Annotated in this window: 12 protein-coding genes; 11 read left to right on the top strand and 1 reads right to left on the bottom strand. The window is 38.4% G+C overall.

What is annotated here, in order from left to right:
- Positions 1-144 precede the first annotated feature (144 nt).
- From P0092_RS11755 to P0092_RS11735, 5 genes are all read left to right on the top strand, one after another.
- The gene (locus P0092_RS11755; protein ID WP_004618089.1) at positions 145-2619 is read left to right on the top strand and encodes a glycoside hydrolase family 9 protein; all 2475 of its coding nucleotides are present in this window, start codon (positions 145-147) and stop codon (positions 2617-2619) included.
- A 323-nt stretch (positions 2620-2942) separates the two neighbouring features.
- Positions 2943-3458, top strand: coding sequence for a hypothetical protein (locus P0092_RS11750; RefSeq protein ID WP_004618092.1), 516 nt, complete (start codon positions 2943-2945; stop codon positions 3456-3458).
- Positions 3459-3528: 70 nt separating this feature from the next.
- The gene (locus P0092_RS11745) at positions 3529-4635 is read left to right on the top strand and encodes a signal peptidase I (RefSeq protein ID WP_004618094.1); all 1107 of its coding nucleotides are present in this window, start codon (positions 3529-3531) and stop codon (positions 4633-4635) included.
- Position 4636: 1 nt separating this feature from the next.
- Positions 4637-5164 (top strand): hypothetical protein, encoded by a 528-nt coding sequence (locus P0092_RS11740; protein ID WP_004618096.1) that lies wholly within the window; start codon positions 4637-4639, stop codon positions 5162-5164.
- Between the two features lie 93 nt (positions 5165-5257).
- Positions 5258-7204: a DUF5305 family protein gene (locus P0092_RS11735; RefSeq protein ID WP_004618099.1), complete on the top strand. Its 1947-nt coding sequence runs from the start codon at positions 5258-5260 to the stop codon at positions 7202-7204.
- Positions 7205-7270: 66 nt separating this feature from the next.
- Here P0092_RS11735 and P0092_RS11730 read toward each other — a convergent pair whose 3' ends face one another.
- A complete protein-coding gene (locus P0092_RS11730) occupies positions 7271-8569 on the bottom strand; it encodes an MFS transporter (protein ID WP_004618100.1) in 1299 nt (432 codons plus the stop codon).
- 500 nt (positions 8570-9069) lie between these two features.
- Between P0092_RS11730 and P0092_RS11725 the strand changes: the two genes are divergently transcribed.
- From P0092_RS11725 to glpK, 6 genes are all read left to right on the top strand, one after another.
- Positions 9070-10614 (top strand): DUF5605 domain-containing protein, encoded by a 1545-nt coding sequence (locus tag P0092_RS11725; RefSeq protein WP_004618102.1) that lies wholly within the window; start codon positions 9070-9072, stop codon positions 10612-10614.
- A 33-nt stretch (positions 10615-10647) separates the two neighbouring features.
- Complete coding sequence (locus P0092_RS11720; protein WP_004618105.1) at positions 10648-11664, top strand: LacI family DNA-binding transcriptional regulator; 1017 nt, start codon at positions 10648-10650, stop codon at positions 11662-11664.
- 307 nt (positions 11665-11971) lie between these two features.
- Positions 11972-13399, top strand: a complete 1428-nt coding sequence (locus tag P0092_RS11715) for an L-fucose/L-arabinose isomerase family protein (RefSeq protein WP_004618107.1) — start codon at positions 11972-11974, stop codon at positions 13397-13399.
- A gap of 24 nt (positions 13400-13423) precedes the next feature.
- Complete coding sequence (locus P0092_RS11710) at positions 13424-14260, top strand: transketolase (RefSeq protein WP_004618109.1); 837 nt, start codon at positions 13424-13426, stop codon at positions 14258-14260.
- Entirely contained in the window at positions 14253-15191 is a 939-nt protein-coding gene (locus P0092_RS11705; protein WP_004618111.1) for a transketolase family protein, read from the top strand. Before P0092_RS11710 ends, P0092_RS11705 begins: the two co-directional genes overlap by 8 nt.
- Positions 15192-15201: 10 nt before the next feature.
- Positions 15202-16692, top strand: coding sequence for a glycerol kinase GlpK (glpK, locus tag P0092_RS11700; RefSeq protein ID WP_004618113.1), 1491 nt, complete (start codon positions 15202-15204; stop codon positions 16690-16692).
- Positions 16693-17102: the final 410 nt, after the last annotated feature.

The following is a 17102-nucleotide window of genomic DNA, read 5'->3' as shown; positions in this document are numbered from 1 at the left end:
TATACACATCAAAACAAGAGTGTAATTATATCTCTGGTTCTAAAGTTCAACTGATATGCTTTTTACATTATTAATAGAAAAGGGGGTGGATATTATTTCTTCAGGCATATTGGTAGAAGTAGATAATATTATAGGAGGAAAAGTATGAAACAAAAAAAATTACTTGCTTTATTTTTATGTGTTGCAATAATATGTACATCATTGATTACATCAATGATTGCTATCAATGCAAGTGCTCCTCAGGGCTGGAGGAACCTTCAGGATTTTTATGTATTTAAGGATAAAATAAGCGGATGGTCAGGGAGCGGTGCCGGAGAATTGGAAACAGTAAACGGAAACTTACCGATTGATACCCAAGTCACATACCAAAGTTTACCTTCTTTACGATTGAATCTTCAAACACAGCTTAACTCGTATTGGATGTCAGTAATACTTACATTAGCGGAATGGAACTGTCATGATGTATCCCAGTATGTTCCGAATGGATATTTGGAATTTAATGTAAAGGGTGAAAAAGGAGGGGAGCAGTTTGTAATCGGTGCAGTTGACCATGTAAGCGAGCGTGTATCGGGTGTTGAGCAGAAAATTACAAAGCCCATAACCGATTACTGTACGGTTACAACTGAGTGGCAACATGTGAAAATACCCTTAAAAGATATTTTAGACCCATCACTGGGTATGGATCCATACAATGCAAAGGCAATTGTACTTGATAAAGTAACTCTTGATCCCTTCTGCGTCTGGATTAATCAACTGAAGTTGACTTCTCCAGATAAAGAAAAGGCATATCCGGCCATTAAGTTGAACCAGGTAGGGTTCCGTGAAACTGCAGAAAAATATGCCTATGTTTCAGGATTTGAGGATGAGCTAACGGCCACTACTGGTACTCAATTTCAGGTAAAAAGAGTTTCTGACGATTCCGTTGCTTATAGTGGTCAGTTGGCTCTTGTGAAGGATTATGATCAGGATTCGGGTGAAAGAGTGTTTAAAGCTGTGTTTACAGACCTTAATCAACCGGGCGAATATTATATTACAGTTAATACATCAGGTATAGAAAAATCACCTAAGTTTAAGATTGGAAATGATGTTTACAAATCTCTTTTGACGGATGTAGCAAGATATTTTTATTATCAGCGTTCAGGAGTAGACCTTACGGCTACATACTGTCCCGATTATCCAAGAAAAGACAGAACACCTCAGGATACGACTGCTGTCTTTGACTCCAACTACGGAAAGACAAGGGATGTATCTAAAGGATGGTTTGATGCAGGTGATCTTGGAAAGTATGTAAGTACTGGAGCTGGGACTTTAATAAATCTTTTTTGGGCTTACGATATGTTCCCGGAGCTATATCAGGATAATCAGTTTAATATTCCTGAAAGCGGAAATGGTGTACCGGATATACTTGATGAGTCAAAATGGGAACTTGAATGGATTCTAAAAATGCAGGATACTGCAAGCGGCGGTTTTTATGCAAGGGTTCAATCAGATGATGATGGCAATATAACAAAAAGGATTATAAAGGATAAAGAGGGTGACACCACAAATATAAGACCGACAGAAGATACTGCATGTGCAGCTGCTGCCTTAGCTCACGCTTCCATTATATATTCAAACTATGATCCAGCGTTTGCACTTACCTGTCTGAATGCAGCAAAGAGTGCGTGGTCGTATCTTGAACAAAATCCCAACAATATTAAATCTCCAAACGGACCTTATAATTCTGACAATGATATAAGCAGCAGACTTTTAGCAGCAGCAGCCTTGTATAGGGCTACTGGTGAAGCAAAGTATGACAATTACTTTGTGGCAAACTATTCCAAGGGAAAAGATGCTTATGAGAATGCATCAGGAGATTGGGTAGGTAACTGGAATTTTGCATTTTTCGCTTATATGAAAGCAGCAAACCGAAACATTGATGCTGAAAAGTGGTTCAATAACGAGTTTGGAATTTGGGTGAACAACAAAATCGAACGTTACAAAAGCAGTGCCTGGGGTAACGCAATTACAAACGCAAACTATTACTGGGGCAGTAACAACCAAATAATGGGTATGTGCATGGAAGCACTGATTGGTTCCAGACTTCTGGGAACAAATACCGATACAATTAACAATATGGCACTTTCTTCATTAAATTGGATACTTGGAGCAAATCCTTTAAGAAAGAGCTTTGTGTCGGGTTACGGTGACGATTGCATAAAAACCATATTCTCTACTTTTAATAGTGATGGAAAAGCAGGTATAGCCAAGGGTTTTATGCCGCTAGGACCTAACAGGTATCAAGGTATTGGTCTTTCGAACTTTCCGGCAAAATGCTATTTGGACAGTGCAGATGAATGGACCACAAATGAACACGCTATTGGTTCCACTTCCACTCTCGAGTTTATTACCGCATTTGCCAACAGTAACTTTCAAGGTGAGATTCCAATAAAAGTTGGAGATGTAAATTGTGACGGCGAAATTAATTCTATCGACTTGGCTTTGCTGAAAAAAATTATACTTAACGGGGAGATTCTTACAGGTAATGCTCTAAAAGCGGCAGACATGAACGGAGATGGCGAGGTCAATTCCATAGATTTTGCTCAACTGAAGATGTTGTTGTTAAAGGCAGAAATATAAATAGATATCAATAAAATACAATTCTCGTTATCGGAAAATCATGAATAACAGAGCTTTAAGCCCTTCATTTTATGAGGCTGATACGGGAATTGTATTTTATTATGCGTAAAAAATGCTGCCAGATTGATAATAGACGGAGAAAGAATATGAGCAAATGGGATAGGCGTGTATGCAGAATCTTTTGAGTAACTTTAGCAGTAAGGGTAAACAGTTACTCTACTGGCAATATTCGTGCATTGAGAACTGAATATTATTACTGTAGAATGATTTTTGTAAACAACATTGCACTCTTCAATATAACATTTCTACGTGGAGGTTTATACATGAAAAAACTTAAATTAAGTGTTCTACTAGTAGTTGTAGCTGTTGCGATTGCTGCTGTCGGTTCTGCCGCTTTATCCAGTGTGTCCTTTGACCGTAGTGTTAAAGCAGGAAAGATTCTTGTGGATACAGATGATAATGTAGCAATACAAATCACAAATATATCTAAATATCAAGGACTAGTTAAAGCAGATAGTAAAGGTAAGGTTTCTATAAACATAAACGAAGCCATTAATAGCAATTCAAACACAAACAGTGGTTTTAACACAGATGCTATTTTTACCATAGGTTCAACTTCTAGCGGCGTAATAAAGATTAAAAATAATTCAGATGCTCCTGTAAGTGTATCAATTATTAACGAATCGGGTAATAATAATGCTATAGCTCTCACTCCTGTAAATAATGGCAATAATACCATTAATGTTGGCGGTTCCGGTGATTTTTACTTTACAATCAATACTACCGGATTGGAACCTTCTAAGACATTAAATGGTGTATTGCATGTAGAAGCAAAGTAAGGGCAATTTACGCCGAAAGAAATATAAAGCCTTGTTTATTAAATAATATGGGCTATCTGGTATAAAAAAAATGAAAAAACTATTCTATGGAGCACTTATTGGTTTTGCTATTGTAATCGCCATTGTAATTGGCGTCAATGGTAAAACCAAGGGTGCTCATATTTTGACATATGTTTATTCTAATAGTATGGTACCATTAATTAATGTGAACGATGCTTTCCTTGTCTGGCCTGAAAAAAATCCCAAAGTTGGAGATATTATTACTTATCGACCAATGGTACTGAAAGCACCATATATAACTCATAGAATCATTGCTGTGGGAGAAGAAGGTTATATTACAAAAGGTGATAATTCTCCCTACAAGGATCAGGACAGTGGAGAACCGGAGGTTACCGGAGACAGGATTTCCGGAAAAGTTCTGACTATAAATGGGCAGCCTCTTATTATTCCGGGTATTGGTAAAGCATCGGCATATTTAAATTCTTATTTGGGAAATTATTCAAAGTATCTGTCGTGGATATTCTTAACACTGGGAATATTGTCTTTTTCTCTGGGAAAGGGGCGAGTAAGAAAACGCAAGTCTCGAAACAGGTGGAGACTCAGGCATTTGTATCGTGTCATTATAATCCTATCAGCCATATCTGTCATTTTAAGCATATATATTGGCTCAAGAGTAACAGAGATAAAATATCTGGTCAGCGAATACCCGGGAACTTTGGGCGACCAAATTCAATTGAATAAATCAGATCAGCTTATGATGAAGATTAAAAATGACGCTGTTATTCCTGTGTGGACTATTATTTCATGTATACAGCCTTTGAGTGTTCATGAAGCACCGGAATATCTTTGGATACGTTCAGAAGGTAAAGTTATACTTGATGTTGCACCACAAAAGAAGATTGGTATGTATCGGGGGTATGTTCAGACATACAACTATCCTATGTTATTACCCAGAACATTGATTTTGGTGCTGCACAGGGCAAGTCCTGTTTTTGCTATGCTGGCAGTTGGTTTTACCATGGCATTTTTGGTGTGGGTTTTTCTGAAACTTCTGAAGCAGGTTCATGGCTTTGAGGCTTGGATACCTTTAAAAACTATAAAGGATAAGCTTTTTCAGCGCCGTATTAAACGTTCAAGAGCAAAGCTATTAGGGAAAGGGAAAAGGAGAGTAAAATAAGATGAGAACAAAAAGAAAAACTTACCTCCTATTTTTTATATTAAGTTTAATATTTGCTGTAGTTTCCATGCCTTACAGTGGTGCTCTCAGCACAGGTAAGCTGGAGAGAACTGCCTCTGCGAAAATAGTCAGTGATGATAAAGGAATATTGAAAGTGGATGGCTTTCAAAATAAACTCTATAATATGAATAATAAGTATGCAAACTTTGGCACAATAACAAATAATACAATGCAGATTGTGAAATTAACTGTTATAGTATGTCCTGAAATAAGCTGGATGAATGCCCTAAGTACTTTCAGGGTGAAAATTGGAAATGAGGAAGGGGAATTCAGTTATCTCTTCAGTTCACCTAAGAAGATTGTAATAACCTTAAACCCCGGACAGACAGTAAATGCAGCTGCCTCTTTGGTAAACAATGTCACAAGTTTGAGAACGTCATTTCAATTTACAGCTACTAATACAGATGGCTCATACTCTGCACAGTTAACGGATAAAATCAATACTCCGCGTAATATAGTCTGTTACTAATTTGATGCCGGTTTCTGAGTGCTTAATTATCCTTTTGAGTATATTACATCATTCAGAAATAGATTATATGCAGAAAGTGCAGGTAATTCTTTGATGGAAAGTCGAAACAGACAATTACTTATTTTTATTGTCGGTATCGGACTAGTAGTTTCAGTTGCGTGGACATATATCAATTTTAAGTCCAATCCAACTGAGGTACCGATGCCGGGCGTTACTCTGTCCGTAATCCCTGAATATAAAATTGAATCGGGAACGGACTTAACAGTATGGCCAAAGGGTACCATTTTTGAACAAGGAAGAGCAGCTTACTTCTATGCAGCTAAACCAAAGATAACAACAACACCTATCATAAAAATTAATGGCATGAATGAAGGCTTAATTCATGGAACTTTTAAATCCAGAGTTTTAATACAGTCAATTGATGAAAAATCACAGATTTATTGGAGCCATAAACTTAATGAATCCCCGCTGAACGAATTTACATTATCTTCAGGAAAAGCTTTTAATCAAAATTCGGGAATGGTTCTGGATATACCTGACGCTTACAGTAAGGTTACCAAAATTGGTGAAGAGCTGCTGTTTCAAAGCGGTCTCTTTCAGTTGCTTGTAGTTTCAGATATTAAAGTAAGCGGTACCGTAAATGGTGTACCTATTGAAAAAAGTATTGTTCATACTCTTCCTATTAATTTGCAACAAACAAGCTTTACCATACCAAAATCGCAAGAAATCACCTCGAAAATTTCTTTGATAGCGGAAGGTAAGGTCCCTGCCTTGACAGAAAACCTTCTTCGAATAATACAGTTTAATATAATTCCCTTTGTCATAGACTTTATTTTGTTGTTATTGCTGGTTGCTCTTTACATTTTGAAGCAAATGGGAAAACCAAAAGCGGCGAAGGATCATACCCGTTTTAAAGAATGGATTACAGATGGCAGTGTTGAGGTAAAGGACAGACAAGACATTCAGATACTTTCTTTGGAGGGTCTTGTTGATTTGGCCATTGATTTGGATAAACGGGTAATCTATGATTCTAAAGTTAATCGTTACTATGTATTGGCAGAAGATATTGTATATATTTATGATACAGAAAAAACCAATTCAATTCTGGAGAATAAACAGCAATTGGGAAAATTACTTCTTGATAGGGAACTAATTAAGCCGGAACAGCTTGAAATTGGTCTTTATCATCAGAAAAAATTTGGAATACGTCTGGGGGAAAGCTTGCTTGCACTGGGTTATATTGATGAAACAGGACTATATAGTACCCTTGCTTCGCAAAGTGCGATTGATTATTATGAATTAAACCCTGAAAAAGAGAAAGTTGACACAAAATGGATAGATAAGCTAAGCGTCCGACAGGCAAAAGCCCTTATGGCAATTCCTTTAGGCGTAAGTTCCGATGAAAGATTGGTGATTGCCTGCAGTCAAACCTCCAGAGAAGGAATTACTGATGTCTTGCAGGAGATTTTTAACCGGAAGGTTCACATCGTAGCTTCAAGACCTTCTGCAATCTATGAGATTCTTGAAGCCATAGAGAAAAATGAGACGGAAAAGAAAAATGATGTAATTTCTGACCCTGTAGAAAAAGACCCCAATAAACGAATGGGAGAAGAAGACAGAAAACACTTTATAGATTCCTACCACCGAGGATACTTGCGTCAGGAATTATTTCTAAAGGCTCTGGGCTTTTTAGACGCCAACCTTTTAATCCAGATACCGGAGAAGGAAAATATTTTAAGCTGGATGTTGCGTAACAATATAATCAATAGAGATATGGCAAACTTAATAAAGGGTCTTTCCGCAGCCATTAAAGCTATAGAAAGAAGAGAGCGGTATGAGCATAAGTTACCTGATTTATTGGAGCTATTATATCACTCAAACTATATTACCCATAAGACAAAAGATTGGTTGACGTTGGAAGTCGCAACACAGGCTATACCCCTGCTTGACCTTATTCGTAATAATTTAATTGCCTCACAGGATACTCTGGCAGATGCGTTAATTATATTGGAAACTCTGGAAGCCCTTGTAGCATATTGAAACCAATAGAAGTAAGGGGCTGTTGAATATAGCACAACAACCCCTTGTTTTTAGTTTATAGTTACACTATTTTTCCAATTTCCAGATATGTTTGTCCCTTCGAAATGGCAGACAGGACAATGAGCCGAAAATTCCGATTACAAAAAACAGCAGAGCTGCTCCTGAGCCTTTTCCGGAGCCGAACAATGTAACCCATATACTACTTATGGGTTGCTCTGCCATAAATGGTTCAAACACTCTGTCAACAAAAATACCGCCACACAGATATCCTAAAGGGATGGTGAAAAACTGTAATGTATTCCTCACGGAATAGACACGTCCCTGCATTTCAATAGGTATCTTTGAACGGAAAAGCACATCCATATTTGCTCCCATAACAGGGATAAATATCCAACCTAATGTCGCACCTAAACACCAAACCCACGTAGACCTGCCGAAAGCAAGAATGAAATTTTCTGTACTCATGGCAAAAAGCAAGGAATTACAAATAACCCTAACCCTACTTTTTGGAGGTGGCAGAACAGAAACTAAAATACTTCCAACCAGGGTTGCTATTCCGGTTACGGTATTTACCATACCAAGGGCAACCTCTCCTCCTCCGGTGCGTGAGAGCATCATTGCAGGCAACGCAGCATTGAAGATGGAGGCAGTAAAATTGATTACCGCCAAAAACAATATCAAATCCAGAATTCCACGATTATCCTTGAGATATTGAAATCCACTTTTTGCAGACTGCAGCACCGTCTCTTTGACAGTATTGCTATGTTCAATTACTTTAGGGATTTTGATAAAGCATAACAGCGCAACAAATGCCGTGAAATATGTAATCAAATCAAATAGGATTACGAACTTAATGCTTGTAAAAGAAAGCAATGCCGTTGCAATTACAGGTGTAAGTATTGTAACCAGCGAATTGGAGAAGGAGCGCATACCACTGACCTTCTGATAGTGCTTTTTAGGAGTCAACAAGCTGACGGTGACTTCTGATGCCGGTTGTTGTACTGTGTTCATCAATCCATTCAATGTGTTAATCAAATACAGGTGCCAAATCTGAAGTTTACCCGTTGTCAAAAGAAGCAGTACCGAAACGGTACAAAATGCCGCAAAGCTGTCGCTAATAAGCATGGTGGTCTTCTTGTTCCAGCGGTCGCTAAGTGCTCCTGCGAATATACTTAACAGAACATAAGGTGCATAAGAACAAATAGCCAGTAACGAAGTGGTAAGGGCAGACCCTTGCTGCTGATAAGACCAAATCACCAGTGCAAAGTTAGTCATTGCACTACCAAGTGTCGAAAATGACTGCGTAATCCATAACAAAAGGAAAGTATGAAGTTCCCTGATGTTAGCTTTTATTTTTTTAATCATGACTTTGCTCCTCTTTCAAATAGAATTTTTACAATTTATTGAAAGTGCAAAGCCGAACGGACGAATTCAATCCGCTCCGTGCTGTTTCGTCCGGTTCAGTCCTTGCACGGAGCAGTAACAATACAGAATTTCATTTTTATAGTCTCCTTTATCCATTTAACATATTTTAACACAAATGAATTAGTAAAACCATAAATATCAGGTTTAATCAACAAATCATAACAATATTTCTCAAAAGTATATCAATATAAAATATTTATAAATTATTTTAATAAATAAGTTACAAAATCAGTTGTATTTTATGTGTATATAAGGGATGGCATGGAATATAAAATTTTTAATTCGTGATTCAATTAATCTTGAATTTCATAATACTATATGGTATTCTGGCATCATCAGATAATAAAAGTTACATATAATTTTTATTGTCTATCTTATATTTTGGGGCTGTTAAGAAGGCATGGCTGGTGCTGTTAAATCTTGATTGAAGGAGATTATATATGGACAATTTTACGTATTTAAGGCAAGTGGAAAAATGGGGGTTGCAGGAAGTAATATGTAAAGGACACTCTACCGGGAATCCTTTTGTTGATTTCAAAATTAAAGGCATATTTAAAAGTAAAAACCAAACTGTCGAAGTAGATGGATTTTACGATGGAAACGGCATTTATAAAGTTCGGTTTATGCCTTCCTTTGAAGAAGAATATACTTTTGAGATTACAGGAAATTTCTCAAATGAACAATACAGTGGCAGTTTTACCGTACTGCCTTCTGTGGAGGACAATCATGGTCCGGTTCGGACTGCAAACACATATCATTTTGCATACGAGGACGGGACTCCGTATTACCCGGTGGGGACTACCTGCTATGTATGGGCTTTACAGCCTCAGGAAGTACAGGAAGAAACTCTGAATACATTGAGGGACACTGCTTTTAATAAAATTAGATTTTGTATATTTCCTAAGCACTACGATTACAACTTCAAAGAACCTATTTCTTATCCATATGTTGGAACGCCCTGTGACAGTTCAAATATTACCAAGGAGAATTTTTCAAAATATTATTCTTCTTTTGAAGGAAACGATTGGGACTATACCAGGTTTAACCCTGAACATTTCCGTCATTTGGAAGAATGCATACAGAAATTATGCGAGTTATCTATAGAAGCGGATTTAATTCTTATGCACCCTTACGACAGATGGGGCTTCAGTTCTATGAGTGCTGAAAACGACGAACTATATTTAAGATATGTTGTAGCAAGGTTTGCTGCGTATCGTAATGTATGGTGGTCTTTGGCTAATGAATATGATCTTATGCCTCAAAAATCTATTCAGGATTGGGAAAGGTTTGCCGAAATTGTTTGTCAGTGCGATCCATATTCACACTTGCGCTCAATTCATAACTGCATACCATTTTATAACTATTCGCAGCCTTGGATTACACACTGCTGTATACAGAGACAGGATTTATATAAATCAGCAGAGCTTGTAGCGGAGTGGAGAGAGCAGTATAAAAAACCAATTGTATTAGATGAAATTGCTTATGAAGGAAATATTCAGCACGGTTGGGGCAATATCAGCGGAAAAGAGCTTGTACGCAGATTTTGGGAGGCGACTTGCCGGGGAGGATACGCCGGACATGGCGAAACTTTTATGAACACCAATGATGTTATCTGGTGGTCACACGGCGGTAAGCTGCATGGGGAGAGCGCTGAGCGTCTGAAATTCTTGTATTCTGTATTAAAAGAAACCCCGGGTGTAGGGTTGAAGCCTCTTGCGTCTTCCTGGGATGAAGTAGTGGCTACAACACAAAGCCCCATTTCTCCTATGAGTATTGAAAACAATTATTATATATATTACTATAGTTTTATGAGACCTTCATTCAGGGACTTTTATTTTGACGATAAAAGCAAATTTGTTGCTGAGGTTATCGACACTTGGGAGATGACTATTGAAGAAAAAGGGACCTTTAGCGGAAAATTCAGAATTGATCTGCCGGGGAAAGAATACATGGCCATACGAATCCGCAAAATTAAGGAAACTTAGATATATTATGTTAATAAGAAATGAGGCTTTTTATTGAAAACAGGAATCAAGCAAATCAGTAAAATAACGGGTTTTTCCCCTGCTACCATATCAAATGCTCTAAATCGAAAAAAAGGAGTCAGCTGGGAAACTTCTGACAGAATATTCCGTGTTGCAAGGGAAATAGGGTATCTGGATAATAATAATATCAGTAAAATTAAATTGGTTATCTATAAGGAGAATGGACTAATTATAGATGACACACCATTTTTTACGTTACTGATTAACGGCATTGAGCAGGAATGCAGCTCTTCGGGATATGAAATGATGATAAGCAATCTGGATGCGAGAAGTCCCGGATATTTGGAGCAGGCAAAACAGATGATCAATGAACCGGATACAGCCATTATACTTCTGGGCACAGAATTGTCACCGGAAGGGCTCAAGGTATTTAAGAATGCTAAGTGTCCGTTTCTTTTATTGGATTATTGGAGTTTAGATATGGATTTTAGCGGGGTTATTATCAATAACTCTGATTCTGTCAGAATGGCTATAAATTATTTATATGGTAAAGGTCATACAAAGATAGGACACCTTGGCGGAAAATTTAAAATATTAGGTTTTCGCCAAAGAGAAATGGGATATTATTCTGAGATGAGAGACATCGGTTTAGAGGTTAATCCCAAATATACTATTGATCTTAGTACTACCATGAATGGAGCCTATGCAGATATGCTTGATTACTTAAAGAATAAGCCTGACCTGCCCACTGCTTTTTTTGCGGACAACGATATGATTGCGTTGGGTGCCATTAGAGCTTTGCAGGAAATGGGATATAGGATTCCTGAGGATGTTTCCGTGATTGGATTTGATGATTTGCCCTTTTGCGAGATATCTTTCCCAAGGCTAACCAGCTTACGGGTTCCAAAGCAGGAAATGGGACGTCTGGCAGTGAGAAGAATCATAGATATGATGGAAAGCGAAGATATGATACATACCAAGATACAGGTATGTACAGAATTTATTGAAAGAGACAGTGTAAGGGATTTGACAGCAGCAAGTAAAAAATAGTGTTTTTACAACGCCAAAACTGAATATAGAGTGTTGAAAAAAGTGCGTTTTCATGCCATGAAAGCGCACTTTTTTTGTGTTTTGTGTGAAATATAAAGTTTTTATATAAATATTTTATATAAAAATACTAAATAATTTAGTAAAATGTATTGAACGTTTTAATTAAAGATACTATAATTAAGTCATCAGCATTATGTCAAGTCATATTTTCTAAGCCCGAAATTGTTTTCCATACAACTTAAAACCAATCGCAAAAATTTTTTAGGTGAAAACACACTGTAAATACTGAAATATAGGAGGCTTTACAATGAATAACGGATTTAAAATTGGGTTTGCTCCAACGAGGAGATTTGTATTCAGTAAGGAAGATGCTTTTAAATTTAAGAACCTGACCAGAGATAAAATTAAAGATTACGGAATTGAAATTGTGGATTTAGAGGGAATTAACGAGGAAGGATTGCTTTACGATAATGATGGGGATGCAGATAAAATCATTAAGCGGTTTAAAGCTGAAGATGTAGATGCGGTATTTTTCCCCCATTGTAATTTCGGGACAGAAGATACAGTCTCACGTGTGGCAAAAGCAGTTGGTAAACCGGTTCTGCTTTGGGGGCCAAGGGACGAAGCTCCATTGGAAGATGGTTTCCGTCTTCGTGATACCCAGTGCGGACTTTTTGCCACGGGAAAAGTATTGAGGAGATTTAATGTACCCTATACATACATCGTAAACAGTACCTTGGATAGTACTGTTTTTGATAGAGGTCTGACAAATTTCATTTCTGCTGCCAATGTTGTAAAAGCTTTTCGAAAACTCAGGGTTTTGCAAATTGACACAAGACCTTCAGGTTTCTGGACCATGATTTGCAACGAAGGAGAATTGCTTGAAAGATTCGGAATTGAGGTTTATCCAATAACACTTATAGATATACAGAATGCCACAATAGCTATAGAAAAGGAAAACGGCTCCGAACTCAGAAATGTTGTGGAATTTATTCAATCTAAGCTTGATTGTAGTGAGGTAGATGAAATTGCCATTAAAAAGGTAGCTGCCTTAAAAATTGCTATGCTCAATTTTGTAAAAGACCATGGCTGCTCCGCAGTTGCCATCCAATGTTGGAATGCAATGCAGGATGCTATGGGAATTATGCCATGTCTTGCTAATTCACTCCTCACAGATGAGGGAATTCCTGTAGCTTGTGAGACAGATATTCACGGAGCAATTACTTCAGTTATGGCACAAGCTGCAGCAATGGGCAGAAAAGCACCCTTCTTTGCAGATTTAACAGTTCGCAGTACACAGAATGAGAATGGAGAACTTCTGTTCCACTGCGGGAATTTCCCTGTATCCTTGGTAGCAGACGGCTGTCGTCCTAAATTCCGTAAGCACTTCCTGTTTGATTCCCATGCACCGGGAACACAGGAGAGTGAGATTCAAGGAGGAGATGTTTCTATTGCCAGATTTGACGGGGATCACAGCGATTATTCTCTGTTTCTTGGAAAAGCAAAAGGAATTAAAGGACCTTTTAGCAGAGGGTCTTATCTATGGGTAGAGGTAAATGACTGGCCATTATGGGAAGAAAAACTTGTCAAAGGGCCATATGTTCACCATTGCACCGGAATACATGCAGATGTAATACCTGCTTTATATGAAGCTTGTAACTATATACCGGGGCTGAAACCAGATCCTGTTGATCCAACTGAGGCACAGATACAGTCGTGGCTTAGAGGTAAGTAAAATTAGAATTTTGGAGTTGATTATATGGTTGATATAAATTTTTTAGAAAAAAAGGCTACTAAAATCAGAATGGATTTATTAACAATGATTTATGAAGGGAAAACCGGACATACCGGAGGGGCACTTTCCTGTACGGATATATTGACTACTTTATATTACGGAGTCATGAATGTTGATCCTGCCAATCTAAACTGGGAGAATCGTGACAGGTTTATTCTGAGCAAGGGTCATTCGGTAGAGGGGTATTATTGCATACTGGGAGATAAAGGTTTCTTTCCCAAAGAAGAGCTGAAAACCTTTTCACAGTTCGGCTCTAAATTTATAGGACACCCCAATAATAAGGTTCCGGGTGTTGAAATGAATACAGGTGCATTAGGGCATGGGCTTTCTATTTCTGTAGGTATGGCCCTTGCTGCAAAAATGGACGGGAGAAGCTACAGGGTATTCACACTAATGGGGGATGGAGAGCAAGCGGAAGGGTCTGTTTGGGAAGCGGCCATGTCAGCTGCACATTACAAGCTTGATAATTTGACCGCCATTGTTGACCGAAACAAACTTCAGATTTCCGGGTCTACTGAAGAAGTTATGTCTTTGGACTCTCTGGAGGATAAATGGAGGAGCTTCGGCTGGGAAGTTATTCAGGTGGACGGACACGACTATAAGCAACTTTTGGAGGTACTTGGAAATACTCCCAAAACCAAAGGAAAGCCTACACTTGTTATGGCGTACACAACAAAAGGAAAAGGTGTTTCATTTATGGAAAATGTAGCCAAATGGCATCACGGAGTACCCAGTCGGGAACAAATGGATATGGCATTGAGTGAATTATCTGCCAGATTGGGAGGCGATTGCGATGAATAGTATTCCAAACAGACAAGTAATATGTGATACCCTCATTGAGTTAGGAGGGAAGGACAAGGATATTGTGGTGCTGACAAGTGATTCCAGAGGTTCAGCGTCCATGACGAACTTTGCAAAGGAACTGCCGGAGCAGTTTGTGGAGGTTGGTATCGCAGAGCAGAATATTGTGGGGATAGCTGCGGGTCTGGCTGCATCAGGTAAAAAACCGTATATTGCTTCACCTGCATGTTTTTTAAGTATGAGGAGTATCGAGCAGGTAAAGGTGGATGTTGCATATTCAAAGACCAATGTTAAGCTGATTGGTATCAGCGGTGGATTAAGCTACGGAGCTCTTGGAATGTCCCATCATTCTTTGCAGGATATCGCAGTAATGAGAGCTATTCCGGGAATAAATATAATTCTTCCTGCAGATAAGCATGAGACTAAAAAAATGATAGAAGCATTGGCCAAAAATACTGAGCCAACCTACATAAGAATAGGTCGAAACCCTGTGGCAGATGTTTACTCATCAGACGAATATGGTTTTGAAATCGGCAAAGCAGTAACCATGTCAGAGGGAACTGATATTACCATAATTGCAGCAGGGGAAACAGTGAAGATAGCCATGGATGCAGCTGGTGTGTTAAAGAAAAAAGGAGTTAGTTGCAGGGTGTTAAACATGCATACCATAAAACCCTTGGATGAGGCAGAAATCATAAAGGCTGCTAAAGAAACCGGCTGTATCATTACGGTGGAAGAACATAGCATTTATGGAGGCCTTGGGGCTGCCGTATCAGAGGTAGTAACACAGAATAGTCCGGTTCCCATGAAAATTGTTGGTGTTCCCGACGAGCCGGCAATTCCCGGTAAATCCGAGGAAGTATTCAAACATTACGGTTTAACTGCTGACAATATCAGTAGTATTGCCTTAGAAATTATAAAGAAAAAATAGGGGTGCTCCTATGGAAAAAGGGTATATTCTGGCTTTGGATCAGAGTACATCGGGTTCAAAGGCCATGGTGGTCGACAAAAATGGAAATATCTTATCAAAAAGCTCTATGGAGCATAAACAATATTATCCCAATCCGGGTTGGGTTGAACACGACCCCATGGAGATATATGAAAATGTAAAAAAAGTTTTAAAAGAAGCAATGCTGATATCAAAAGTGAAAGCAGATGATATGGCAGCACTTGCCATAACAAACCAAAGAGAGACCATTCTTGTATGGGATAAAAATACAGGCTTGCCCATATATAATGCAATAGTGTGGCAATGCAGAAGAACCTCGGAAATGTGCTCCCAACTAAAAAAACAGGGTGTGGAAGAAAAGGTACGGCAAAAGACAGGACTGCTCCTTGACCCGTATTTTTCAGCAACAAAGGTAAAGTGGATATTAGACCATGTAGAAGGCGCGAGAGCGAAGGCTGAGAAGGGGCAATTACTTTTAGGAACAATAGACTCATGGCTTGTTTGGAAACTTACCCATGGAAAAGCCCATGTAACTGATTACACAAATGCCAGCCGTACACTCCTCTTCAATATAAGAACACTGCAATGGGACAGTGAACTGTTAGAAATCTTTGGCATACCCCGGTGTATGCTGCCGGAAATCAAGTCGTCCAATGATATGGTAGGTTACACCGATACAGAAGAATTGCCGGACATAGAATTACCAATATCAGGTATTATAGGCGATTCCCAAGGAGCGTTATTCGGACAGAATTGCTTTAACCCCGGAATGGTAAAGGCTACATATGGAACCGGTTCTTCTATTATGATGCATATAGGAGAACAAATAAAGGAGACCGGCAGCGGATTAGTAACGTCAGTTGCATGGGGTATCAGCGGCAGAGTGGAATATGTGTTAGAAGGGATTGTACACTGTACCGGAGATGCATTAAAATGGGTGAAAGACAATCTGATGCTGTTTAACAGCTTTGAAGAAGCAAGGGCTATGGTAAACTCCCTTGATAGCAACGAAGGCGTATATATGGTTCCTGCATTTGTAGGTTTGGGTATACCCCATTGGGATTCAGACGCCAGGGCAGCAGTTGTCGGTATGTCCAGAGGGACAAGAAAAGAGCACCTTGTCAGAGCTGCAATAGAGTCTACTGCATATCAGATAAAGGATGCTGTTGACAAAATGGAACTGGAATCCGGAATTAAAACCAAGGAATTACGTGTTGACGGAGGTCCCACAAAAGATGAGTTTCTTATGCAATTTCAGGCTGATATGCTGAACCATAAGGTCGTAAGCACTGAGATTGCAGAGTTATCTTCAATGGGTTCGGTATATCTGGCAGGCCTTGCCGTAGGGTTATGGAAGAGTAAGGAAGAAATATTGCAGCTGAGAAGTGAAGGGCAGTCTTATACCCCTGTTATGGATAAAACTACGAGAGATAGGTATTATGAAGGCTGGAAGGCTTCGGTAAGTAGAGTGTTAACAATATAAGGCGTCAAAAAGGTATCTGTACTGATAATCATTTTTCTGATTTAAGTACAGATACCTTTTTTTATAGCTCCAATTTTTATAAATACTCAAATTTAAAATTATTGGTAATTTTAGCATTTATTGTTGAAAAATACACCCCAAAAGTATACAATTATGGTAAAAATAATAGTTATTGGCTTTTGCTGGCGCAATAACAACGCATGTATTTGCTAATAATGTCAATAAATAAAATATCTAATACAATTCGGAATAATAATTTAATAAGATATTTATTTATGAATGAATAAAATAAAAAAATAAAGCTGGTGCTTGTAAACGGGTACCTTTGAAAAAAGGATGGTTACAAACGTGACAAATCATCTGATATAGGGGGTTCTATGTCAAATTTTGCTACAAATATTTCTTCATGG

The sequence above is a fragment of the Ruminiclostridium papyrosolvens DSM 2782 genome (assembly GCF_029318685.1).
GTDB lineage: Bacteria > Bacillota > Clostridia > Acetivibrionales > DSM-1351 > Ruminiclostridium > Ruminiclostridium papyrosolvens.
Note: the sequence above shows the minus strand (reverse complement) of the source record. Positions and strands in the feature narration are given on the sequence as shown.

What these genes read in the sequence shown, in the direction of transcription:
- P0092_RS11725 (WP_004618102.1), top strand. Translation starts at nt 9,070, where the DNA reads ATGGACAATTTTACGTATTTAAGGCAAGTGGAAAAATGGGGGTTGCAG.
- P0092_RS11745 (WP_004618094.1), top strand. Translation starts at nt 3,529, where the DNA reads ATGAAAAAACTATTCTATGGAGCACTTATTGGTTTTGCTATTGTAATC.
- P0092_RS11740 (WP_004618096.1), top strand. Translation starts at nt 4,637, where the DNA reads ATGAGAACAAAAAGAAAAACTTACCTCCTATTTTTTATATTAAGTTTA.
- P0092_RS11735 (WP_004618099.1), top strand. Translation starts at nt 5,258, where the DNA reads ATGGAAAGTCGAAACAGACAATTACTTATTTTTATTGTCGGTATCGGA.
- P0092_RS11705 (WP_004618111.1), top strand. Translation starts at nt 14,253, where the DNA reads ATGAATAGTATTCCAAACAGACAAGTAATATGTGATACCCTCATTGAG.
- P0092_RS11755 (WP_004618089.1), top strand. Translation starts at nt 145, where the DNA reads ATGAAACAAAAAAAATTACTTGCTTTATTTTTATGTGTTGCAATAATA.
- P0092_RS11710 (WP_004618109.1), top strand. Translation starts at nt 13,424, where the DNA reads ATGGTTGATATAAATTTTTTAGAAAAAAAGGCTACTAAAATCAGAATG.
- glpK (WP_004618113.1), top strand. Translation starts at nt 15,202, where the DNA reads ATGGAAAAAGGGTATATTCTGGCTTTGGATCAGAGTACATCGGGTTCA.
- P0092_RS11730 (WP_004618100.1), bottom strand. Translation starts at nt 8,569, where the DNA reads ATGATTAAAAAAATAAAAGCTAACATCAGGGAACTTCATACTTTCCTT.
- P0092_RS11750 (WP_004618092.1), top strand. Translation starts at nt 2,943, where the DNA reads ATGAAAAAACTTAAATTAAGTGTTCTACTAGTAGTTGTAGCTGTTGCG.
- P0092_RS11715 (WP_004618107.1), top strand. Translation starts at nt 11,972, where the DNA reads ATGAATAACGGATTTAAAATTGGGTTTGCTCCAACGAGGAGATTTGTA.